The organism is Candidatus Providencia siddallii, from assembly GCF_964026685.1.
GTDB classification, from domain to species: Bacteria; Pseudomonadota; Gammaproteobacteria; order Enterobacterales; family Enterobacteriaceae; genus Providencia_A; species Providencia_A siddallii_A.
In genome coordinates this window covers 459,894-484,996 of the sequence record NZ_OZ034688.1, presented here as the reverse complement: position 1 = coordinate 484,996, position 25,103 = coordinate 459,894, and the positions used below count along the sequence as shown (strand labels likewise).

The window sequence follows — 25,103 nt, the reverse complement described above, 5'->3', positions numbered from 1 at the left end:
AATTATTTTTTATATATGTTAAAGTTGAAAAGAATAATTTTAATTTTTATGTTTTATAACAAAATTTGTTATAGCTTTTAACATATTTGTATTATAACTATAACTTTGAATAGTTTCTAAAGTTAATAGAGCATCTTGATATAATTCATGTATTTTTTTAGATAATTTTGATTCAAGTTTTGTTATATTAGTACATTTATAATTTTTAAAATTATATTGTTGTTTTTTTGTTATTTTATTTTTATCATATAAAAAATCTAAAATATCGTCTTGAATTTGAAATGCTAATCCAAAAGATTCAGAATATTTATCTAAAATTGGTATTAATTTATTACTAATTGATCCAGCTGCATAAGCTCCTAAGCGAACAGCAGCTCGAATAAGTGCTACTGTTTTATGTTTATAAATATATTTAAGTTGTTCGTAGTTAATATTTTTATTTTTTGTATAAAGATCTAATGATTGTCCACCACACATACCAATAATACCACTTGCTTGTGCTAGTTCAGATATCATTTTTATACGATCCATATTATTTATATTAGATATTTGTGCTGTAGAGAGCAAATGAAATGCTAATGCTTGTAATGAATCACCAGCTAAAATAGAAATTCCTTCACCATATTTAATATGACAAGCTGGTTTATTACGTCGTTGAAAATCATTATCCATTGATGGTAAATCATCATGAATTAAAGAATATGCGTGAATACATTCAACAGCTGCTGCAGGGGCATCTAATTTTTTTTTGCTTATTCCAAACATAGAGCCTACAGCATATGTTAAAAATGGACGTAATCGTTTACCGCCTAATAACGTGCCATATTTAATTACTTCTATTAATTTTGAATTAACCAAAGGTAATTTATTAAGAAAAGTTAATAAATAATTGTTTATTCTATTATAAATTTGTTTTTGATAAAAATTGAAACTTTTTATTTTTTTTTCAGGCATAATTTATTGTATGTTAGGTTGAAAATTTTCAAGTGATTTATTTTCATTATCGCTTAGTAAAATTTGTACTCGTTGTTCTGCTTTTTGTAAAATATCTTGTCCTGTTTTAACAATTTTAATACCTTGTTCAAATTTATTAATAGCTTCTTCTAGTGATAATTTTCCAGATTCTAGTAATGTAACAATATCTTCAAGTTCTTTAAGTGAATTTTCAAAACTAATTTGAGTTTGTTTATTTTTTTCTTTTGTCATATTTTAATCCTTAGTATTATATCATTTGATAGAATTAATTTCATATAAGATTAACTTAGTATTTATATACTTACAATTTATTATTATTCTTTATCAAGAAAATAAAATATTTTATGGTATTTTATATATGAAATACTAAGTTATTTTATATAATTACTAATTATTATAATTTTAAGTTAACTATGAATTTTATTATTAAGTTATTTTCAGAAATAACTATAAAAAGTAAATCAGTTAGATTATATTTTATTAGAACTCTTACTAATAATATTAATAATATATTAAAGAAGATTAGTAAAGAAATATTAGTTGTTCGCAAATGGGATTATATTGAAGTATACATTTATGATTTATCAAAATATGATAAAATATGCGATGAACTTACTCGTATTCCTGGTATCAATTATTTTTTAGAAGTAGAAAAAAAAACGTTTTTGAATCTTGATGATATTTTTAAAGAAGTGTATTCAATTTATTCAATTCAATTAAAAAATAAAACATTTTGTGTTCGTGTAAAACGTAAAGGAAAACATAAGTTTTCTTCTATTGAAGCTGAAAGTTATATTGGTTTTATGTTAAATAATTCTATAAAATCATCTATTGTAAAATTAAAAAATCAAGATATTACTATACATTTAGAGATAAAAGATAATATTTTATTTATAGTAAAATCTCGTTTTAATGGGATAGGTGGTTTTCCAATTGGAACTCAAGAAAATGTTTTATCATTAATTTCAGGTGGTATTGACTCATGTGTTTCTAGTTATATGTTAATTCGTCGTGGTTGTTGTGTACATTATTGTTTTTTTAATATAGGAAATATCGAATATGAAATAAAAGTAAAAGAAATAGCATATTATTTATGGAAACGTTTTGGTAGCACTCATAATGTCAAATTTTTTATTATAGATTTTAAATTTTTAGTTTCTGAGATTATTAAAAAGGTAAAATCTGATCAAATCAGTATAATTTTAAAACGTATGATGATAAAAGCTGCATCTAAAATAGCAAAACATTATAATATACAAGCAATAGCAACCGGTGAGTCATTAGGTCAGGTTTCTAGTCAAACAATAATTAATTTAAATATTATAAATAATATTTCGAGTTTAATTGTATTAAGACCATTAATTGCTTATGACAAAGAAGTTATTATTGAAATATCTCGTAAGATTGGAACAGAAAAATTTACGAAAAATATACCTGAATATTGTACAAAATTTTTAAAAAAACAAACAGCAAAAGCAATTCAATCTTCTATTGAAACAGAAGAAAATAAAATTGATTATAATATTTTAGATGTTGCAATTAAAAGTGTTGAATATGTTGATTTTAATCAATTTTTTTTTAAAAAAATAAAAGTAAATTTAAAAGTTGAAGTAGTTAATAAAATTTTTTCAAAAAATGAAATTATTTTAGATATAAGAACAATAGATGAATATAAAACTAAACCTTTATTTATAAAAGGAGTAGAAATAAAACATATACCATTTTATAAATTGAATACACAATTTCCTATTTTACCAAAAAACAAAACTTATTTATTATATTGTGAACGCGGTATTATGAGTCGTCTGCAAGCTTTAATTCTTAATGAAAAAGGATTTTTTAACATAAAAATTTATCGACCTTAATTGAAATTTTAAGTATTTTTGAATATATAAAATTATTGTTTATTTTATGTATTTTAATTTTACATTTTCTATTTTTTTTATAAAATAGTATAAATAGTTATTTTTTGGTGTTTTTATGTTGTATTTTTTTGCTTGTTTTATTATGTAACCAGTAATATAATCGATTTCAGTTTTTTTATTGTTTTTGATATCTTGTAACATTGATGAATAGTTATTTGTTGTTTTGTTAATTGTATCATATATATATTCAATTAATTTGTTTTTGTTTATTATAATTCCACATTTAATCATAACTTGATGAATTTCAAAGATTATATTATTTATTTGTTTTTTATATTGTTTTAAATCACCATTTTTACAATTGTAGATAACTGTAAGTGGATTTATTACGCAATTAACTGCTAATTTACGCCAGCATATAGTTGATATTTGATCATGCCAATTTACAATTGGTATTGCTTTATTTAAAATATTAGCTATATAACAGAAAGATTTTGCAGCTTTATTTATTGGTCCTATATCTGTTACTCCATTTGTTACGTGAAAAACTTTGTTATTTTTTTGCCATGCTGCATGTGTAGTTACGCCAACTAAAAATGGATGATCTAATTCATTTATTTTATCAAAAACACCCATTCCATTATGTAGTAATAAAATAGCTGTATTTTTTGGGATAATTTGAAGTAATGGTAAAATAACGTTAGATATGTTCCATGCTTTCAAACAAACTATAATTAATTTGCTATTAGATAAATGATTTATTTTATTACATATAATTGGTTTTTGAAAAAAATCTATATTATATTTTTTTACATATACAAAAAAATTAGATTTTAATTTTGATTTTATCCAACCTTGTGTATTATGCCCGCATAAAGTAAGATGTGCTAATAATATTTTCCCAATTGAACCACAACCAATAACAGTTATTTTCATTATTTTTTAAGATATGCATTTATAAAATATTATTTTTTTGATAAAAATTTGTTTTTTTATAATATAATGTTATATATGTTAAATGTTTAAAATTTAATTTTTTAAAAAAGATAATTTTAAGAAAATATATTATAGATTTTGATTTATAAAATCTAGTATTTCTTGATCATTAGCCATATCACTGATTAAATCTGTTAATGTATTATTTACTGCATTTTGAATTTTTATATTATTTGCCGATAGTAATTCTTGTGTGCTAAATTTTCTTGTATATGAACGAGTTTTTATTAACCCGTTTGGAGCCGTAATTATTAAATTTATGCTTGAATTTACAATTATATTGTGATGTAAAGTTCCTTCATATATTTTTGCTTCTAATTTATTAAATTGAACAAATACATTAAAATGTGAAGGTGATTTTATTTTTAATCCACGGGCTATCATTTGTTTTTCAATTACTTCTTTCATTAGATAAGTAGGATCACGAGATAAATTAATAGTTAATAATTTACCATTATGATTAATTTCGCTTAAAAATTTTTTAACTCTATTGTCAATGATATTTATATTAATTGAAGTAGAATTTGAAAATATTTTTTGAATAGGCAATATAATTTTAGGTTCAAGAGATACAACATGTCTTTTTTGTGAACAACTAGTAGTAATAAATAATATAAAAATAAATAAATAAATTTTTTTTAACATAATTTTAAATTTTTAATTTTAGTTTTGTATTTTAAATTAAATTTTATATGTATAATGATATTAAATCAATATAAAATTAAATAAAAAATTTTAAATATGTTATATAATTTGTAATTTTTACAGTAATATTTAATTTATCAAATTAGAAGTAAAAATATATTTGTTAATATTTTTTAATGAAAATTAAAAAATTGTTTTTTTTAGTATAAGTAAAACTATGTTATAATAAATATAAATTAATATTTTATGTTTTGGTATTAATATAATTAATTTTGAATAATTTGAAATTATTAAAATATTAATATAATTTTAAATTATAATTTTGTAATTTAAATTTTAAAAAAAATTATAATTTAATTATAAAATTAATAAAGATTTTATTTAGTAAAGATTTATTTTTGAGGTGAAAAATGCAAGTTTCTATAGATGTTATTAATGGATTAAAACGTTCTATAACTATTACAATACCTTCTTTAGAAATTAAAAAAAAAATAAATAATGAACTTCTTTTTATTGCTAAAAAAGTACAAATAAATGGTTTTCGTAAAGGTAAGGCTCCAATTAATATTGTAAAACAATTATATAAAAAAAATATTACACAAGATGTTTTAGTAAATGTAATGCAACAAAATTTTTTTAAAATAGTTTTTGAACAAAAAATTAAAATATCTAATGATCCTAGTTATCATTTAATCGAATTTGATAAAAACAAAGATTTAATTTATTCTGCTGAATTTGAAATTTTTCCTGAAATAAAATTAAAAGGAATAGAAAAATTTGAAATTAAAAAATATGTTATTTCCATAAATAATGAAGATTTAAGTATTGTATTAGAAAAATTATATATGAATCAAGCGAAATGGAAAAATGTTAAAAAAGCATCATTTTGTTCACGGATAACAATTGATTATGTTGGTTATATTGATGATAAAGAATTTAGTTGTAATAGTGCTAAAGATTTTGTATTAATTATTGGTATTGGTAAAATGTTGTTAGATTTTGAAAAATCTATTATTGGTCGTAAAGTAGGCGAAAAATTTGATATAAAAATTAAAATTCCTAAAGATTATCATATTAAAGATATAAAAGGTAAAAATATTAAATATAGTATAACTTTAAAAAAAATAGAACAATGTGATATACCTAATTTTACTGAAGATTTTATAAAAAAATTTGGTGTTACCGATAATTCTTTAGATAGTTTAAAATTTAAATTACGTCTTAATATAGAACATGAATTAGAAGAATTGATTTATAAATCTATTAAAAAACAAATTTTAAGTATTTTAAATAAAATTAATAAATTTTCATTTTCTTCTTTTTTAATAAAACAAGAAATTGATAATTTTTTAAATAAAAATTTTTTTATAAATAAAAATAAACAAAAAATTAAAAATTTTTCGTATAAAACGTTAGAAAAATATATAAGACAAAATGTTATTGATAATTTTATAATAAGGGAAATTATTGATAAAAATCAACTTATAGTAGATGAAGAACGTGTTAAAACTTTAATTAATAAAAATTTATTTAAAAATAAAGATTCAAAAAAATTAATTAATAATGAAAAAAATATAGATAATATTCGTAATTTAGTTTTAGAAAAACAAGCTATTGAAAGCATATTGTCAATTGTAAAAATTAATGAAATAAAAATCAATTTTGATGATTTTATAAATAAAACTAATTTATTCGATTAATAAAATACTAAAATAATTTATAATTTGGTATTATTTGTTTATTTATATAAAAGTTTTTATTTAAAATATTTTAAAAAAATATTTTATTGAATATAAATATTTTTTTGTTTAAAAAGTTTTTATATATTAATAAATATTTTAAAAATTTATAAAATTTTTTATAAAGTATATTATTTATCATATATTATTTTGATAAATATAAAATAATAATATGTAATTTTTTTACAAAAAAATAATTATAAATTTTTATTAGGAGTTTTTGATGTCTTATTTTTATGATAGTAAAAAACAATATTTTCAAAATAATCTTATCCCTATGGTTATTGAACAGACATCTATTGGTGAACGTTCATTTGATATTTATTCGCGTTTATTAAAGGAACGTATTATTTTTTTAACTGGACAAATAGAAGATGGATTAGCAAATTTAATTATTGCACAAATGTTATTTCTTGAATCAGAAGGACCTGATAAAGACATTCAACTTTATATAAATTCACCTGGTGGAATAATTACTTCCGGTATGTCAATTTATGATACTATGCAATTTATAAAATCTGATGTTAGTACTATTTGTATTGGTCAAGCTTGTTCAATGGGTGCATTTTTATTATGTGCTGGGACTAAAGGAAAACGTTTTTGTTTACCAAATTCAAAAATTATGATTCATCAACCTATAGGTTGTTATAATGGACAGGTAACAGATATTGAAATTCATGCTAAAGAAATTGTAAAAATAAAACAAAAAATAAATGAATTAATGGCTTATCATACAGGTCAATCTATTGAAAAAATAAATTATGATACAGAACGTGATTGTTTTTTATCTTCTAATGAAGCAAAAGAATATGGTTTAGTAGATAAAATATATAATTATCGTTAATATTTATTGTATTATTTAACATAGTAATAATTTATGAGGTTAATTGATGATAGATAAACGCAAAGAAGGAATAAAAAAAATTTTATCTTGTTCTTTCTGCGGAAAAAGTCAGAATGAAGTAAGAAAATTAATTGCAGGAATTTTAGTTTATATTTGTGATGAATGTGTAAATTTATTCATAGAAATTATTAATAAAGATCATAATAGTTTTATTTTTAATTTTAAAAAAAATGGTTTTCCAGTACCATATAAAATTAAAACTTATCTTGATAATTATGTAATTGGACAAGAACAAGCTAAAAAAATGTTAGCTGTAACAGTTTACAATCACTATAAGCGTTTATTTCATTATTATGAACAAAAAAATGAAGTTGAATTAGATAAAAGTAATGTATTATTAATTGGACCTACAGGAAGTGGTAAAACATTATTAGCTACAACGTTAGCGCGTTATTTAGATTTACCTTTTGCAATAGCAGATGCAACTACATTAACAGAAGCTGGTTATGTAGGAGAAGATGTTGAAAATATAATTCAAAAATTATTACAAAAGTGTAATTATGATGTTAAAAAAGCTGAACGTGGGATTATTTATATAGATGAAATTGATAAAATTTCTCGTAAATCAAGCAACCCATCAATTACTCGTGATGTTTCAGGTGAAGGTGTACAACAAGCTTTGTTAAAAATTATTGAAGGTACTATTGCTTCAGTCCCGCCAAAAGGTGGAAGAAAACATCCAGAACAAGATTTTTTACAAGTTGATACTTCTAAAATTTTATTTATTTGTGGTGGTACTTTTATTGGTTTGGATAAAATTATAAAACGTCGTTTAAATATGTCTTTTGGTATTGGTTTTGCTGCAAATCTTAAAAATGAATCTAGTATAAAGACAAAAAATGAATTATTATCTAAAATAGAAACTGAAGATTTAATTAAATTTGGTTTGATTCCTGAATTTATTGGTCGTCTTCCTATTATTATATCTTTAGATGAATTAAATGAAAATACTTTAATTCAAATTTTAAAGAAACCTAAAAATGCATTAATAAAACAGTATAAAACTTTATTTGCAATGGATGGAATTAAACTTGAATTTTGTGATAATGCTATTAAAGCTATAGCTCAAAAAGCATTATTACATAAAACAGGAGCAAGAGGACTTCGTTCTATTCTTGAAAACATATTGTTAAATACTATGTATGATGTTCCCTCTACAAAAAAAGTTGAAAAAATTTTAATTGATGAAAATGTAGTTAATAATAATTCTGATCCTTTATATTTTTATGAAAAATCTAATAAAAAACAAAAATTTAATGATAATGTTTTAATTAAAAATAATTTTATAAATAATTAATTATAGTTATTAAAAATTTTTTATGTTCATTATGTTTATTTTAAAAATTATTATTTTATTATTTTTAAGTAATTTTACTTTATATTCAAAAATATTAAACTACTACGTTAACTAAACGAAGAGAGAGCTTTATGAATCTAGAGCGTTCCGATTGTCTTGAAATGCCAGTATTGCCTCTGCGTGATGTAGTGGTATACCCTCATATGGTTATTCCTTTATTTGTTGGTCGTGAAAAATCTATTTATAGTTTGGAAGTTGCAATAAATAATGATAAACAAGTGATATTAGTTGCACAGAAAGAAGCTATAACTGATGATCCTGGTGTTGACGATTTATTTACAGTTGGTACAGTGTCTTTTGTACTTCAAATGTTAAAATTACCTGACGGTACTGTTAAAGTTTTAGTTGAAGGATTAAAACGTGCTCGTATTATTAATTTAATTGATAATGGTAAATATTTTTTAGCGCAAGCTGAATATTTAGCTCCAGAATTAACAAAATCAATATTAAGTACAATTTATGATTCGGATTTAGTAAAATCTGAACTTTATAAAACTAAATTTATTAATGAAAAAGGAAATGAAGTTTTATATCGTACTATTATTAGTCAATTTGAAAATTATATTAAATTAAACAAAAAAATTCCACATGAAGTTCTTACTTCATTACATATGATAAATCATGATCAATTAGATAAATTAATTGATACAATTGCTTCACATATGCCATTGAAATTAATTGATAAACAAAAAGTTTTAGAAATGGTAAATATAAAAAAACGAGTTGAGTTTCTTATGTTGACCATGGAAACTGAAACTGAAATGTTACAAGTTGAAAAACGTATACGTAATCGTGTAAAAAAACAGATGGAAAAAAGTCAACGTGAATATTACTTAAATGAACAAATTAAGGCTATACAAAAAGAACTTGGAGAAATGGATGATATTCCAGATGAATATGAATCTTTAAAACGTAAAATTGAAGATTCTAAAATGCCAAAAGAAGTAAAAGAAAAAGCTGAATCAGAATTACAAAAATTAAAAATGATGTCACCAATGTCAGCTGAAGCAACTGTTGTTCGTAGTTATATTGATTGGATAATACAAGTACCATGGTATAAACGAAGTAAAGTAAAAAAAGATTTAATAAAAGCTCAAGAAATGCTTGATGTTGATCATTATGGGTTAAAACATGTAAAAGATCGTATTTTAGAATATCTTGCAGTTCAAAGTAGATCAAATAAAATAAAAGGACCTATTTTATGTTTAGTAGGGCCACCAGGTGTAGGTAAAACATCACTTGGTCAGTCTATTGCTAAAGCAACTGGTCGTAAATATACACGCATGGCTCTTGGTGGTGTTCGTGATGAAGCAGAAATTCGTGGTCATCGAAGAACTTATATCGGTTCTATGCCTGGTAAATTAATTCAAAAGATGGCAAAAGTTGGTGTTAAAAATCCTTTGTTTTTATTAGATGAAATTGATAAAATGTCTTTTGATATGCGTGGTGATCCAGCTTTTGCTTTATTAGAAGTTTTAGATCCAGAACAAAATATTTCTTTTAATGATCATTATTTGGAAGTTGATTATGATCTTTCTGATGTTATGTTTGTAGCAACATCAAATTCAATGAAGATACCTGCACCATTATTAGATAGAATGGAAGTTATTAGATTATCGGGGTATACTGAAGAAGAAAAATTAAATATAGCTAAAAAACATCTTTTGTCAAAACAATTACGTCGAAATGCTTTAAAAAAAGGTGAATTGATTATTGATGATAGTGCATTAATTGGTATTATTCGTTACTATACACGAGAAGCAGGTGTTCGTAATTTAGAGCGAGATATTTCAAAATTATGCCGTAAAGCTGTTAAAATTTTTTTAACAGATAAAAATATAAAGCAAATAAAAATTAATATAGACAATTTAAAAGATTTTTTAGGTATTTATCGTTTTGATTATGGTAGAGCAGATACTGAAAATCGTATCGGTCAAGTAACAGGTTTAGCTTGGACAGAAGTTGGTGGTGATTTGTTAACTATTGAAACTGCATGTGTTCCAGGAAAAGGTAAATTAACTTATACAGGTTCACTCGGAGAAGTTATGCAAGAATCTATTCAAACAGCTTTAACTGTTGTTCGTGCTCGAGCTAAAAAACTTGGTATAAATGATGATTTTTATGAAAAATGTGATATTCATGTACATGTTCCTGAAGGTGCAACACCAAAAGATGGTCCTAGTGCTGGTATAGCAATGTCAACAGCTTTAGTATCTTGTTTAACAGGTAATCCTGTTAGATCTGATGTTGCTATGACTGGTGAAATTACTTTAAGAGGTTTGGTAATACCTATTGGTGGTTTAAAAGAAAAATTATTAGCAGCACATCGTGGTGGTATAAAAGTTGTTATTCTTCCAGAAGATAATAAACGCGATCTTGAAGAAATTCCTAAAAATGCGATATCTAATTTTAAAATTCATTTAGTTAAAACAATTGAAGAAGTATTTTTTTTAGCTTTTGTAAATAATCCTTATTAAAAATTACAAAATATTAAATTAAATATTTTGTAAATATTGTTTTTTTATATTTTTATTATGTATTAAATTAATATTTATATTAAATTATTAATTATTTTTATTAAAAATGTAGATTTGTTAATAATTAATAATTATTAATAAAATAAATATATTAAATATTATATAAATATATTTAAAATTATTAATGTAGTTTTATAAAAAATATTAATTTTATAAATATTAATATTTTATATATTAATATATTTTATTGAAAAAATTTAAATTTTTATATTTTTTTAAAATTAATGAAGTGTTTTTGAAATATTTTTAATATATATACGCACCATATAAAATGGTGCGTTTCTGTTTAATTTTAAAATTATATTATTTATATGAAATAAATAAATGTAATTATAGATACATTTAAAAAAAATAAAATTGGGATTTTATTTATGATTAAAAATATATATAAAAAAAGAAGTAATTTTTTTATTAAAATATTAGTAATTATAATGATTTTATCATTAATAATAACAGGTATTATGGTAAAAAATTTTAATGAACATAGTAATAAAATAGTAGAAGTTAACGGACAAAAAATTACAAATGAACAACTACAGCAATCTTTTCAACAAGAGCGTAAATTATTACAAGAATATTTAGGTGATAGGTTTTCAGAAGTAATAAATAATGAAGAAAATATGAATTTATTACGTAATCAAGTTTTGGATAATTTAATTAATAATGAATTGATAGATCAATATGCTAAAAAATTAAATTTTACAGTTAGTGATAAACAAATAGAAAAAATAATTTTTGCTATGCCAATTTTTTTTAAAAATAATCATTTTAATAGTAATAAATATCGTGAAATACTAAATAAATATAATATTAATGCTGATGACTTTGCTGAACAGATTCGAATGAATCTTATTCGTACTTATTTTGTTAAATCATTTATAGGTAGTGATTTTGTATTACCTTCAGAAATAAAAAAATATGCTAAATTATTCATGCAAAAAAGAGAAATAAATACGTCTATTTTGCCATTTTCTAATATTAAAAAAAAACAAATAGTTTTAGAAGAAGAAATTAAAACATATTATGATAAAAATAAAAATTTTTTTGTTTCACCTGAACAAGTAAAAGTTAATTATATAGATATAAATCCTAAAGAAATACAAAAATTAACAATATCAGATAAAGATATAAAATCTTATTATAAAAAAAATTTAAATAAATATACATTTCCTGAGCAAAAAAAATATGGTTTAATACAAGTTTCTTCAAAAAATGAAGCTATTGATATAGTTAATAAATTAAAAAATGGTGAAAATTTTGCTTTGTTGGCATTAAAAAAATCGACAGATAAATTTACAGCAAAAAATAATGGTATTATAGGATGGATGGAAGCGGATTCTACACCAAATGAAATTATTTCTGCTAATTTAACAAAAAAAGGTCAATTTTCTGTTCCAATTAAGTCACAGGAAAATTATGTTATTTTTAGTTTAGTTGATATAAAGCCAAAAAAAATAAAGCCATTATTTACAGTAAAACATCTTATTAAAAATATTTTATTAGAAGAAAAAAGAATAAAAATATTTAATAAATTAAAATACAATATTAGTAAATCATTGTATGACGATAATAAATTATTATATTTAATTAAAACTAATAAATTGAAATTTAAAACAACAAATTGGTTTGGACGTAATACCCCGCCTGCTGAGTTAAATATTACAAAAGTTATTAAAAAGATTTTTGATGATAAAGAAATTAATAAACAAAAATCAAAAAATACAAGATTTGATTTAATTGATATTAAAAATGATAATAAAATATTCATTATTCATATAATAAAACGTAAACATGAATATATAAAATTATTAAATGAAGTAAAAAATGAAATTTATGAATTAATAAGAATAAAAAAAACAAATGAAGAATTAAAAAAAGAAGGTAAAAAATTATTAGATGCTTTTAAAATTGGTAAAGGTGATGTTTATTTAAAAAAATTAAATATGTTTTTTACAAATAAACAAATTGTTTCTAGATTAATTTCACAAAATGCAATTATTAATGCAACTATGGAAATGTCACCTCCAGTTAAAAATAATCCATCTTATACTGTTGTTCGTGATGAATTTGAAAATTTAGTTCTTATAAAACTTAATAAGATTATTTTAAATGAACCAACGAAATATGAATTAAAACAATTATTAACTGAATATCAAAAAGCCATGAATTTTACAATTAACGATATTTTTATGTCAAATCTTCGTCAAAACGCAAAAATAAAATTTTTTGTTAATAAATAGTATATTTGTTTTATAAAAATAAAATAATTTATTTTTATAATTATATTATATTTTAAATAATTGTATATACTATATTAATTTAATAAAATTTATTAAATTTTTATAAGTGTATTATATATTATAGATCACAGTAATTTATATATTATTTATTTGTTTTATATTTAGTTTTGGATTAAAAGTATATAATTATGTAAAATAATATATGAAGAAATAATAAAACTAAATTGCAATAAAAATTATAATTTTTTTAAAAATCATAATTAATTGTATTATTAATATATTTTATTAAATGATCAATGTATATTAAAATAATAAAATATTGGTTTTACTATTGATATTTTGTTATAAAAATGATTTAATAAAGAAGGAAGTCTTGTTGTATGCTTGTGATATTGATTAGTTAATCAGGTCAGGTTCGGAAGAAAGCAGCCATAATTGATTTTATATCGACGAGATTGATATAGCAAGATTTCCGAAATTTTAAATACGTTAAAACTTAAATTTTTTTTAAAAATTAACGAACAAATTTCCAAACTGAAGCAGGAATTTTATCATAAAGTTTATTCATTGTTAATTCTGCAAGTCTATGATCTGCTGCTGAATTAAATAATTCTAATTCATCATCTGATAATTCGTATTTGTTTTTTTCTATAATACGTTCAAGTGTGTTAATGGTTGTGCATTTTCTTAAGCGCATTAAATAATCTGATTTTGTCATACGTTATTTTATTTTAATAAAAATTATAAATTAATTAATAATTACATTTATTAAAAAATATTTTTATTATAAAAAATAAAAATAATAAATTAAATTTTATTAATTATTTATAATTATGTAATTTTTATGCATTTATTGACATTTATTATATAAAATATATATTAATATTACAATATAAATAATTTGTATTATAAATGATAATTTTAAATGTTTTATAAATATCATTAATATATTAATTCATAAAATCCAATTTTTTTTATAGTAATTTTAAAAGTATATTTTAGTTTTATATTAATTTCATTAATATTTTTATAAAAAAAATAAAAAGTTTTTATTAAATTTTATATTTATTTTTTTAATAAATACTATTATATAAAAAATAATATATTAATTTATTTTAAATATTATATTATTTTTAATAAAAGCACTCTTATTAAATAAAATATTTATAATTTTTTTGATGGATATATTTTATAAAAAAATTATTTTTAAAAAATGTAATATTTATCTTTCAATTTACGTAAAAAACTAAAAATGGATTTTTCAGAAGGATTTTTAATTTGTAATTTTTTTTGTAATTTTAAATTATTACATTGAAGAAAAATATTGATTTTTTTTTCTATTTTTAAAGTTGTAAAAATATTTTTTTTATTTAAAATTTTTTTAATTATTTTTTTTTGATATTTTGAAATTATTTTATTTTCTGGCCAAATATATTTAGCAAATTTTAAATTATTTAGCGTATATTCGTGAGCATAACAAATAATTGTATCATTTGGTAACAGTGTTATTTTTTTTATAGAATTAAAGAGTTGTTCATATGTCCCGTCAACAACACGTCCGCATCCTCCTGAAAATAAAACATCACCGGAAAATAAATATGGAGGTTGATAAAAAGCAACATGTCCTAATGTGTGACCTGGTAATGAAATTACTTTAATATTAAAATTATCAAAATTTAATTTATCATCATTGTTAACGTATTTTGTTATTTTTTGATTTAAAATTTCTTTTGGTCCAAAAATTAATATTTTTGGAAAAATATTTAATATATTTATTACACCATTTACATGATCGCTATGATGATGAGTTAATAGAATAGCAATTGGATTTAGTTGTTTAGATATAATTATTTTTAATACATTTTTAGATTCAGAAGGATCTATTATTATACATTGTTGATTATTATTTAATAAAATTCAAATTATATTATCTTTTAATGCTGGTATTCGTATTAATTTCATAATATATAGATTTTAATTATTTACATAGATAATTAATTTATTATATAATTTTTGTAAAAAATATTATTATATATTAATTTTTAATTAAAAATTAAAAAAAGTATAAAATATAAAATATTGTATATAATATATAATTAGTTGTTAAATGTTATTTTGTAGTTTTTTAAAAAAATAATTTTTTAAAATATATATATTATTTATTTAAATATTAGTTTTGATTTTTATGTGTTATATAAAATATTTTTTTAATTTAAATAAATTACTTATTTAAATATTTTATATAAATTTTATTTTTTATAAGAAATATAAAATATTTTTTTAAAAGGAGATAAAATGTACGCTGTTATTTTTGGTAGTAATAATTGTAAATATTGTATTTTTGCTAAAGAACTTTCTGAAAAAATTAAAAGTATAAATAGTGGATTTGATTATAAATTTATTGATATTTATTCGGAAGGTATAACTGAAGAAGAATTATTTAAAATAGTTGGTAAAAAAATTGAAACAATTCCACAAATTTTTATTGATAAAAAATATATTGGTGGGTTTACTGAATTTAAAACTTATATAAAAAAAACAATTAATAAAAAAGATATAAAGTTATCATAATAATAATTATTATTATGATAACTTTATTATTAATTAAATTAATAATATAATTTAATTGTTTTAAAAAAAATATTTTTGTATTATAAAATTAATTATTTTAATTTGATTTATTTATATTGTTAAAAACAATTTTGTTGATAATAAAAAATAAAATATTAATAATAATTTTATAATATTGATGCGTTGAAAATTCGTTGTTAAAATATTTGGTTTATTTTAAATAAATATATTAATTTTATATTAAATATTCAATTATTTTTTATAATTAATGTATCTGTAAAAAATTAATTTAGTATTTTTTTGATATATGTTATTTATTATAAATAATTTTTTGTAGTAAAATTTATAAATATATTTTAAAATAATTCAATTAAATTTTAAAGTATTTTATATTTTTTTTGTTTTTTTTAATTAATGAAAAATTATGTTTTATTTATTTTAAAATATATTAATAAAATTTATTTTTTTTAAAATTAAATTTATAATATTAAAATGTTGATTTTATATATCATAAAATATTTTTTAATAAAATTATTTTAGCAAAATATATATTTTTATAATAAAATTATTATATTTTAATATGTTATGGAGAATTAAATGAATTGTAAATTACCTGAATTATCATATAAATATGATGCGTTAGAACCTTTTTTTGATAAAATGACTATGGAAATTCATTATACTAAACATCATCAAACATATGTTAATAACATAAATTCTGAATTAAAAAAATTACCTGAATTTTCTAATTTAGAATTTGATAATTTAATTGAAAAATTAAATATACTTTCTTGTGATAAATATTTATTATTACGTAATAATATAGGCGGCCATTTAAATCATAGTTTTTTTTGGAAATGTTTAGGATTAGGAAGTGTATTAGAAGGAAAATTAAAAGAAACTATTAATTGTAATTTTGGTAGTATTGAAAATTTTAAGGAAAATTTTGAAAAAATAGCTATAAAACATTTTGGTTCTGGATGGGTATGGTTAATTTTGAAAAGTAATAAAAAATTAGACATTGTATCTACAAATAATCAAGATACATTATTAATGAAAAAAAATATTTTAGAAAATTATGAATATCCTATATTTTGTTTAGATCTATGGGAACATGCATATTATCTCAAATTTCAAAATCGTCGTTCTGATTATGTAAAAACGTTTTGGTCTGTGATTAATTGGTATGAAGCTAGTAATAGATTTGAATTAAAAATATAAATTGTAAATTTAATAACAAATAGTAATTAAAATTAAGAATTACTATTTGTTAATTTTGTAAATGCGATAATTTTATATTATATATCAATTATAATTTCATTATTATATTGAATGTTTATATTAATTAAATATAAATTTGTTTTTTATATTTATATAAAAAATTATAAAATTAATGTATTTTTATAAAACCAATTATCTCATATACTTTATTTAAAGTAATTTGTGCGCGTTCAATTGCTTTTTGAGCTCCATTTTTTATAATTTCTTTAAGTAAAATTTCATCTTTTCTAATGTAATTAAATTGTTTTTGTATTTCAATTAAGAAATTAGAAATTACATCAGATACAGTATTTTTTAAAAAATTATATTTATAACCTTTAAATTCATTTTCCAAATCAGTAATTTTTTTACCAGTAAATCCTGATAAAATATTTAATAAATTTGAAATTCCTGGTTTATTTTTAATATCATAATAAATATTATTTTCTTGTTTTTCAGAATCAGTTAAAGCATATTTAATTTTTTTTGATATAATCTTTGGATTATCCATTAAAGTTATTATATTGTTTATATTTAAATCAGATTTAGACATTTTTTTTGTTGGTTCTTGTAATCCCATTATAGTTGATTTATTATTTTCGTAATCGATAAGTTGTTCTGGTATGGAAAATATTTTTCCATATATTTTATTAAAACGTTTAGCAATATTTCTGCATAATTCAATATGTTGTTTTTGATCGATACCAACTGGTACTTTATTAGTTTGATAAATTAATATATCTGATGCCATTAAAACAGGATAATTAAATAAACCAGAATTAATATTTTTAATTTGCTTAATTATTTTATCTTTAAATTGTGTCATTCTAGTTAATTCACCAAAATACGTAAAACAATTTAATATCCAGTTTAATTGCGAATGTTGTGGAACATGAGATTGAGTAAAGATAATACTTTTTTTAGGTTCTATACCACATGCTAAATATATTGCTAAAGTATCAAATATTTTTTTATGTATTTTTTTTGGATCTTGTTTAATAGTTAAAGAATGTTGATCTGCTATACAATAAATACAATCGTAATTATTTTGCAATTTAACCCATTGTCGTAAAGCGCCTATATAATTACCTATAGTTAATTTACCGGAAGGTTGTGTACCGCTAAATACTATTTGTTTTTTTATAAAAGTTTTCATTTGTTAATTTTATTTATATTTTTAAAATAATTTTATATTATATATATTTAATAACTTTTTATTAATTAAAATATCAGAAAAAATATTTTAATTAGAGTTTTTTAATAGTTTATTGTTTATTTCATCTATAACATATTTATAATTTTTTTGATGAAAAATTGCAGAACCTATAACGAATATATTTGCTCCAGCGTTTGCGATTGATAAAATATTATTTATTTTTATCCCACCGTCAATTTCTAAATTAATTTTATATTTACTATCGTTTATTTTTTTTCGAAGTTGACGTATTTTATTTAATGTATTTGGGATAAATAATTGTCCTTCAAATCCAGGATTTACAGACATAAGTAATATTGTATTAATTTTATCCATTACAGATTCAAGATAATTAAATGATGTTTTTGGATTTAATGCTAATCCTGAAGTGCATCCATAATCTTTAATTAATTCTAAAGTTTTTTTAATATTTTTACTTGTTTCTGGATGGAAAATTATATGTTTAGCACCAACTTTTATAAAGTCATATATTATACGATCAATTGGTTTAACCATTAGATGTATATCTATTGGAGCTGTAATTCCATAATCATTTAGTGATTTAAAAACTTGTGGACCAAATGTTAAATTTGGCACATAATGATTATCCATAACATCAAAATGTATTTTATCTGCACCAGCTATAAGAACTTTATTTATATCTTCTCCTAAACGTGCAAAATCAGCAGATAAAATAGATGAAGAAATAATAAATTTTTTCATATTTGATCCTAAGAATACATTTTAATTTTAAATTTTTGTTTATTAAAAAAATTTAAAATTAAAATATTTAATAAAATTATTAATTTTTTATATTTATAAATAATATTAAAATATTTAATAATTTTACATTTAAATATGTATTTAAAAATATTTTATAGAATTTTATTTATTTTTATTTTTTTATATCTTAAGCATTGATTTAATATAATATATCATATTTATCATATGATTATTTTATATATTTTATATTTAAATAATATATTAAATATAAGTATTTAAAATAATCAAATAACTATGTTTAGATTAAATTTTATATTTTTATAATAAAAATATTTTTTATAAAATATATTAAATTATAGTTTATATTATTTTAAATAAGATATAGCTAGTGTGATAGTTTTTATATCGATATTCTGATATATTATAGATTTTCCAATTGATATTGGTAGTATTAAATTAATTTTGTTATTTATATTTTTTTTATCATTTATCATGTAAGTGATATAATGATTAGGTTTCATTTCAAAAGGACCTTTTATTGGTAAATGTGCTTGTTTTAAAAGTGTAATTATTCTATTAGCTTCTTTTGATGTTATTTGTTTTTTTAATTCAGATATTTTTGTTGCAATTGCAATTCCTACTGAAATAGCTTCTCCATGTAACCATGTACCATAACACATATATGTTTCAATTGCGTGACCAAATGTATGCCCAAAATTAAGTAATGTACGTAATGATTTTTTTTCTTTTTCATCAATTGAAACTATTTTTAATTTTAACTTACAACATTTATAAACACAATATTCTATTGCTTCTTTATTAAGTTGTAATAAAAGATTAATATTATTTTCTAACCAATTAAAAAAAGCTTTATCTAAAATAATAGAATATTTAATTACTTCAGCAAAACCTGAGTATAATTCTCTTTTTGGTAATGTTTTTAAAAAATCTAAATTTATTATAACAGAAGTTGGTTTATAAAACGTTCCAATCATATTTTTTCCTAAAATATGATTAACACCTACTTTTCCACCAATAGAAGAATCTACTTGTGAAAGCAATGTTGTTGGTACTTGAATAAATTGTACACCGCGTTTATATATTGATGCTACAAAACCAGTAATATCACCAATAACTCCACCACCTAAAGCTAACAAAGTAATATTTTTAGTATATTTTTTTTTTAGTAATTTAGTAATAATATTATTTATAATTGATAAATTTTTATATTTTTCTCCATCTGGAATAATAATTGAATCTATTTTAATAACTGTATTTTTAAAAATATTTTTTATTGTTTTTAAATAAAATGTTTTTATTGTTTTATTTGTAATTATTATAATTTGTTTTGTTGAAATTAATTGTTTAAATATATTAATTTTATGATATAAATTTTTTATTATTTTTACTGGATAATTAACGTCATTTATTGTAATACAATATTTCGTCATTTTTTATTTCCATTTTTATATTATTAAAATAAATAATATTTTTTTTTTAATAATTCAATAACTTTATAAGTAACAGTTTTTGTTTTTTGTTTATCTGTGTGAATAGTTATATCAGCTATTTCTTTATACATTGGGTTTCGTTCGTTTGATAATTTTTGAAGGATTTCACGAGAGTTAATTTGTAATAACGGGCGTTTATTATTAAAATTTGTACGAGAAAGTTGTGTTTCAATACTTGTTTTTAAATATATAACAACACCACAAATTGACAAACGATTGCGTATTTCTTTAAGTTTTATAGTTCCGCCACCAGTTGCTAAAATAATACCTTGTTTTTTTGTAAGTTTATTAATGATTTTTTTTTCTCTTTTTCTAAAACCGTTTTCACCTTCTAAATCAAATATCCAGCTTATATCAACACCTGTTTGTTTTTCTATCTCATAATCAGAATCAAAAAAATCCATATTTAGTTGTTTAGATAATTGACGTCCAATAGTAGTTTTTCCTGATCCCATTGGTCCAACTAAAATAATATTGCGTTTTTCTGTCATATATTTATTTCTTATATTAATTATAATATAAATAGTTTAATTATTTATATGTTTTAAATAGTTGTTATTTGAATAATAAATTAAATAATTTTTTTTGATAAACATATTAATTTAATTAAATAATAAAATTATTTTGTTGTAATATCAATTATTTTGTTTTTATATATTAATTAAAAATATTTTTTATAAAATAATTATCGCTTTATAAAAAAATAGTTATTTTTTTGATATTTTATTTTTGTAAGTTTATTACAAAGATAAAAATATATATTTATTTATTTTTTATATTAAAATATAATTACTCATGTTATTATTGATACAATATTTTAATTTATCATTATGTTTTTGTTTTGTAATAATTTATTTATTATAATACTTATAAAATATTAAATTTAATTTTTTGTAATTAAATTACAATTTATTATATAATTTTATGATTTTTATATTTTATTTATGTAAAATAATTGCAAGTTTTTATTTTTTTTATAAATAATTCTATAAATATAAAGTATATAATTTTGTTTTTTTATTTTTTTTAAAAAAATTAATACGAATATTTTTAAATAAAAATATTTTTTATATTTTACACAAAGTATGTAATATAATAAATGAATATTTAGAAAAATGTTTTTATATGATACAAATATTATGAAGTTTTAAAAATAAATTAGTATTATATATTAATTTTACATATAAATATTTATTGAATAAGTTTTATAAAAATAAAAATTAATAAATTTTAATTATATATAATTATTTAATAAATTAATAAACATTTTATTATATTGTTTTATATTTTTATTATTGAGTAAATATTAAAATTTGGAATTTTTAAAATGAAGTTTGTTAAATATTTTTTTGTTTTTGTCTTTTGTTGTATCTTTTTTGGAGCTATATTTATTTATTGTGTATATAAGTATGTAGAAAAATCATTACCAGATGTAACAATGATGAAAGATATTCATCTTCAGGTTCCATTGAAAATATTTAGTGCAGATAATAAGTTAATGGCTCAATACGGTGAAAAGCATTGTGTCCCAGTAATGTTAAACGAAATTCCATTACTAATGGTTCAGGCTTTTATTGCCATAGAAGATCGTCGTTATTATGATCATCATGGTATTGATGTTATAGGTATTTTTCGTGCTTTAATAATGTTAATAATATCAGGATATCCTTCTCAAGGCGCAAGCACTATAACTCAACAACTTGCAAGAAATTTTTATTTAAGTCCAGAAAAAACATTTTTACGTAAAGCTAAAGAAGTTTTCTTAGCAATTCGTATAGAGCAATTATTTACCAAAAATGAAATTATAGAATTATATTTAAATAAAATTTATTTAGGAAATCGTGCATATGGTGTTGGAGCAGCAGCATATGTATATTTTGGTAAGACAGTTGATAAGTTAACTTTAAATGAAATAGCAATGATTGCAGGTTTACCGAAAGCACCTTCAACATTTAACCCGTTTTATTCCTATAATCGTGCTACTAATAGGCGAAATATAGTTCTTTTACGTATGTTTGAAGAAGGTTATATTACAAAAAATCAATATAATTATGCTAAAAAAGAAAAAATAAAAACATTTTATCATATTGCAAAAATTGAAGTTAATGCACCATATTTATCAGAAATGGTTCGTCAAACGTTATATAATAAATACGGGGAAAATGCATATATTGATGGATATAAAGTATATACTACAATAATTAGTAAACACCAATTAGCAGCTATAAATGCTGTACAAAATAATGTTATTAATTATGATGAAAGACATGGTTACAGAGGTGCTTCAGAAATATTATGGAAATCTGGAGAGTCTTCTTGGGGAATTAGTAAAATACTTAAAAAATTGAAAGAAATTTCTAAATATATGGAATTAGAACCTGCAGTGGTACTTTCTGTTTTTAAAAATAGTGCAAATATATTATTATCTAACGGGTCACAAGAAGTAATTACTATGAAAGGTGTTAGATGGGCTCGTAGGTTTATTTCTGACGAAAAACAAGGAATACCACCAATGATGATTAATAATGTAATTCATGCTGGAGAACAAATTTGGGTTAGAAAAATAAAAAATGAATGGTATTTATCTCAGATTCCAGATGTAAATGCAGCTTTTATTGCTTTAAATCCGAATAATGGAGCAATTACTACATTAGTAGGTGGATTTAATTTTAATTTAAGTAAATTTAATCGTGTTACTCAATCGTTAAGACAAGTTGGTTCTAGTATAAAACCATTTTTATATGCAGCTGCAATTGATAAAGGTATGACGTTATCATCATTAATTAATGACGCACCAATTAGTAGATGGGATTCAGGTAAAAATTCAAATTGGCGTCCAAAAAATTCTCCAGCAAAATATGATGGTCTTATACGTTTACGTCAAGGTTTAGGTCAATCTAAAAATGTTGTCATGGTAAGAATGATACGAGCTATTGGCATAGAATATGCTTCTAATTATTTAACACGTTTCGGTTTTCCTTTAGAAAATATTAATAATACAGAATCAATTGCATTAGGTGTATCTTCATTTACCCCGTTACAATTGGTACGAGCTTACTCAGTTATAGTAAATGGTGGATATTTAATTGATCCTTACTATATTTCAAAAATAGAAAATAATAAAAAACAAGTTATTTTTAAAACAACTCCTAAGACTATATGTTCTAATTATATTAATACACAAATATCATATGATAATTTTGAAAAAGAACTTTTGAAAGATAAAATAATAGATGAATTAATTAAAACAAATGATGTTATTTATAATAATAAAGTAATTGATACATTAAAAAATAAAAAATATCAAAATAATTTAAAAAATATATGTGCTCCTTATGTTATTAACGAACAAATTGCTTTTTTAATAAAAAATGCTATGATGACAAATATATATGGTGAATCAAATTGGTTGGGTACTGGATGGCGTTCTGCTAAAATTTTTATGGGCAGACGGGATATTGGTGGTAAAACAGGAACAACTAATAATTCGAAAGATGCATGGTTTTCTGGTTATGCCCCGAATATAGTTGCTACTGCATGGATAGGTTTTGATGATAATAAACGAACATTAGGCAATACTCATATGTATGGAGTAGAAGTTGGAGCAAAAAGTGCTCAACCAATTTGGAATGATTTTATGAAAACAGTTTTAATTGGTGTTCCAATAAGAAAAATATTACCACCAAGAGGAATAATATCTGTTTCTATAGATGATAAAACTGGTAAATTAGGTTCTTCTCTTAAAGAATATTATATTGAAGGAACGGAACCAAAGGATTATGAAATAAAAGAACTTGAATTACCTATATTTACAGAAGATAATTCTGATCGAGAAGAATTATTTTAAATATATTATATAATTTTAAGCATCTTTTTTTAAAAATCGTTCTAAATAAAAAAGTGCGCTAATATTTCTAGCTTCGTTAAAATTCGGATGATTTAGTAAATGCATCATTTTAGAAATAGGCCATTTGATTTGTAATAATGGTTCTGGTTCATCACCATTAAGTTTTTCATTATAAAGATTTTGTGCAATAAGAATATTCATTTGATAAGAAAAATAAGATGGTGATATAGTTAATTTTGCTAAAGAGGTGATTATATTAGCTCCATAACCTATTTCTTCTTTTAGTTCACGTTGTGCAGCTTCAAATATTGATTCTTTTGAATTAATAGAACCTTTTGGAAAACCTAATTCATAATTTTCAATTCCAACCGCATATTCATATATTAAAATTATTTTTTTATTTATTATTGGTATAACTAATATTGATTCATTATTATTTGGTTTCATTCTTTCATAAGTTCGTTTAACACCATTACTAAACTCAAGTGCAACAGATTGAATATTAAATAATTTAGATTTTATAATATTTTGTATATTTAATATTTTTGGTTTTTTTAAATTAATCATAATTTTTTTATATTGTTTTTTATAATTTTAAATAGATTTTAATTATATATATATTTTTATTTATTTTTATGTAAAATTTTATAAAAATTATTTTGTAAAATTTTACATAAAAATAATCAAATATAAATATCAAATAATATTTATATTTATATTATTTGATATTTTTAATAA

At 20.3% G+C, this 25,103-nt stretch carries 20 protein-coding genes and 1 other RNA gene; 10 read left to right on the top strand and 11 right to left on the bottom strand.

The genetic code is table 4. The features are described 5' to 3' along the window. Positions 1 to 39: 39 nt before the first annotated feature. Both ispA and xseB read right to left on the bottom strand, forming a co-directional pair. Complete coding sequence (ispA, locus tag AAGD61_RS02050) at positions 40 to 954, bottom strand: (2E,6E)-farnesyl diphosphate synthase (RefSeq protein ID WP_341764798.1); 915 nt, start codon at positions 952 to 954, stop codon at positions 40 to 42. A 3-nt stretch (positions 955 to 957) separates the two neighbouring features. Next, a complete protein-coding gene (gene xseB / locus AAGD61_RS02045; RefSeq protein ID WP_341764797.1) occupies positions 958 to 1,206 on the bottom strand; it encodes an exodeoxyribonuclease VII small subunit in 249 nt (82 codons plus the stop codon). A 182-nt stretch (positions 1,207 to 1,388) separates the two neighbouring features. Between xseB and thiI the strand changes: the two genes are divergently transcribed. After that, positions 1,389 to 2,840: a tRNA uracil 4-sulfurtransferase ThiI gene (gene thiI / locus AAGD61_RS02040; RefSeq protein WP_341764796.1), complete on the top strand. Its 1,452-nt coding sequence runs from the start codon at positions 1,389 to 1,391 to the stop codon at positions 2,838 to 2,840. 39 nt (positions 2,841 to 2,879) lie between these two features. On the opposite strand, the gene panE is transcribed toward thiI, so the two are convergent. After that, entirely contained in the window at positions 2,880 to 3,776 is an 897-nt protein-coding gene (gene panE / locus AAGD61_RS02035; protein ID WP_341764795.1) for a 2-dehydropantoate 2-reductase, read from the bottom strand. 129 nt (positions 3,777 to 3,905) lie between these two features. Beyond that, positions 3,906 to 4,481, bottom strand: coding sequence for a YajG family lipoprotein (locus AAGD61_RS02030; protein WP_341764794.1), 576 nt, complete (start codon positions 4,479 to 4,481; stop codon positions 3,906 to 3,908). Positions 4,482 to 4,891: 410 nt separating this feature from the next. On the opposite strand from AAGD61_RS02030, the gene tig reads away from it, so the two are divergent. The 6 genes from tig to ffs all read left to right on the top strand — a co-directional run bounded on the left by tig (position 4,892) and on the right by ffs (position 13,727). Continuing rightward, the gene (gene tig, locus AAGD61_RS02025) at positions 4,892 to 6,181 is read left to right on the top strand and encodes a trigger factor (protein ID WP_341764793.1); all 1,290 of its coding nucleotides are present in this window, start codon (positions 4,892 to 4,894) and stop codon (positions 6,179 to 6,181) included. A gap of 262 nt (positions 6,182 to 6,443) precedes the next feature. Next, the gene (gene clpP, locus AAGD61_RS02020; protein WP_341764792.1) at positions 6,444 to 7,064 is read left to right on the top strand and encodes an ATP-dependent Clp endopeptidase proteolytic subunit ClpP; all 621 of its coding nucleotides are present in this window, start codon (positions 6,444 to 6,446) and stop codon (positions 7,062 to 7,064) included. Between the two features lie 46 nt (positions 7,065 to 7,110). Next, positions 7,111 to 8,421, top strand: a complete 1,311-nt coding sequence (gene clpX, locus AAGD61_RS02015) for an ATP-dependent Clp protease ATP-binding subunit ClpX (protein ID WP_341764791.1) — start codon at positions 7,111 to 7,113, stop codon at positions 8,419 to 8,421. Between the two features lie 131 nt (positions 8,422 to 8,552). Continuing rightward, positions 8,553 to 10,958 (top strand): endopeptidase La, encoded by a 2,406-nt coding sequence (lon, locus tag AAGD61_RS02010; RefSeq protein ID WP_341764790.1) that lies wholly within the window; start codon positions 8,553 to 8,555, stop codon positions 10,956 to 10,958. 431 nt (positions 10,959 to 11,389) lie between these two features. Then, entirely contained in the window at positions 11,390 to 13,258 is a 1,869-nt protein-coding gene (gene ppiD / locus AAGD61_RS02005; RefSeq protein ID WP_341764788.1) for a peptidylprolyl isomerase, read from the top strand. Between the two features lie 374 nt (positions 13,259 to 13,632). Continuing rightward, positions 13,633 to 13,727, top strand: an RNA gene (gene ffs / locus AAGD61_RS02000) — signal recognition particle sRNA small type. Positions 13,728 to 13,772: 45 nt separating this feature from the next. Here ffs and AAGD61_RS01995 read toward each other — a convergent pair. Further along, positions 13,773 to 13,976: an HHA domain-containing protein gene (locus AAGD61_RS01995; protein WP_341764787.1), complete on the bottom strand. Its 204-nt coding sequence runs from the start codon at positions 13,974 to 13,976 to the stop codon at positions 13,773 to 13,775. A gap of 488 nt (positions 13,977 to 14,464) precedes the next feature. Beyond that, positions 14,465 to 15,220, bottom strand: a complete 756-nt coding sequence (gene gloB, locus AAGD61_RS01990; protein ID WP_341764786.1) for a hydroxyacylglutathione hydrolase — start codon at positions 15,218 to 15,220, stop codon at positions 14,465 to 14,467. Between the two features lie 333 nt (positions 15,221 to 15,553). Here gloB and AAGD61_RS01985 point away from each other — a divergent pair, with 333 nt between their 5' ends. Both AAGD61_RS01985 and AAGD61_RS01980 read left to right on the top strand, forming a co-directional pair. After that, positions 15,554 to 15,829, top strand: coding sequence for a GrxA family glutaredoxin (locus AAGD61_RS01985; RefSeq protein WP_341764785.1), 276 nt, complete (start codon positions 15,554 to 15,556; stop codon positions 15,827 to 15,829). 597 nt (positions 15,830 to 16,426) lie between these two features. Continuing rightward, positions 16,427 to 17,050, top strand: a complete 624-nt coding sequence (locus AAGD61_RS01980) for a Fe-Mn family superoxide dismutase (RefSeq protein WP_341764784.1) — start codon at positions 16,427 to 16,429, stop codon at positions 17,048 to 17,050. Between the two features lie 169 nt (positions 17,051 to 17,219). Here the strand turns inward: AAGD61_RS01980 and trpS are convergent, their stop codons facing one another. The 4 genes from trpS to aroK form a co-directional block, all read right to left on the bottom strand. Beyond that, on the bottom strand, positions 17,220 to 18,245 hold the full coding sequence (gene trpS / locus AAGD61_RS01975; RefSeq protein ID WP_341764783.1) for a tryptophan--tRNA ligase: 1,026 nt from the start codon (positions 18,243 to 18,245) through the stop codon (positions 17,220 to 17,222). Positions 18,246 to 18,332: 87 nt separating this feature from the next. Beyond that, the gene (rpe, locus tag AAGD61_RS01970; protein WP_341764782.1) at positions 18,333 to 19,007 is read right to left on the bottom strand and encodes a ribulose-phosphate 3-epimerase; all 675 of its coding nucleotides are present in this window, start codon (positions 19,005 to 19,007) and stop codon (positions 18,333 to 18,335) included. A 365-nt stretch (positions 19,008 to 19,372) separates the two neighbouring features. Continuing rightward, entirely contained in the window at positions 19,373 to 20,458 is a 1,086-nt protein-coding gene (gene aroB / locus AAGD61_RS01965) for a 3-dehydroquinate synthase (protein WP_341764781.1), read from the bottom strand. A 23-nt stretch (positions 20,459 to 20,481) separates the two neighbouring features. Further along, on the bottom strand, positions 20,482 to 21,009 hold the full coding sequence (aroK, locus tag AAGD61_RS01960; protein ID WP_341764780.1) for a shikimate kinase AroK: 528 nt from the start codon (positions 21,007 to 21,009) through the stop codon (positions 20,482 to 20,484). Between the two features lie 836 nt (positions 21,010 to 21,845). On the opposite strand from aroK, the gene mrcA reads away from it, so the two are divergent. Further along, complete coding sequence (mrcA, locus tag AAGD61_RS01955) at positions 21,846 to 24,365, top strand: peptidoglycan glycosyltransferase/peptidoglycan DD-transpeptidase MrcA (RefSeq protein ID WP_341764779.1); 2,520 nt, start codon at positions 21,846 to 21,848, stop codon at positions 24,363 to 24,365. A 15-nt stretch (positions 24,366 to 24,380) separates the two neighbouring features. Here mrcA and nudE read toward each other — a convergent pair whose 3' ends face one another. Beyond that, positions 24,381 to 24,932 carry an ADP compounds hydrolase NudE gene (gene nudE, locus AAGD61_RS01950; protein WP_341764778.1) on the bottom strand — a complete coding sequence of 184 codons (552 nt, stop codon included), beginning with the start codon at positions 24,930 to 24,932 and terminating at the stop codon, positions 24,381 to 24,383. Between the last annotated feature and the right edge of the window lie 171 nt (positions 24,933 to 25,103).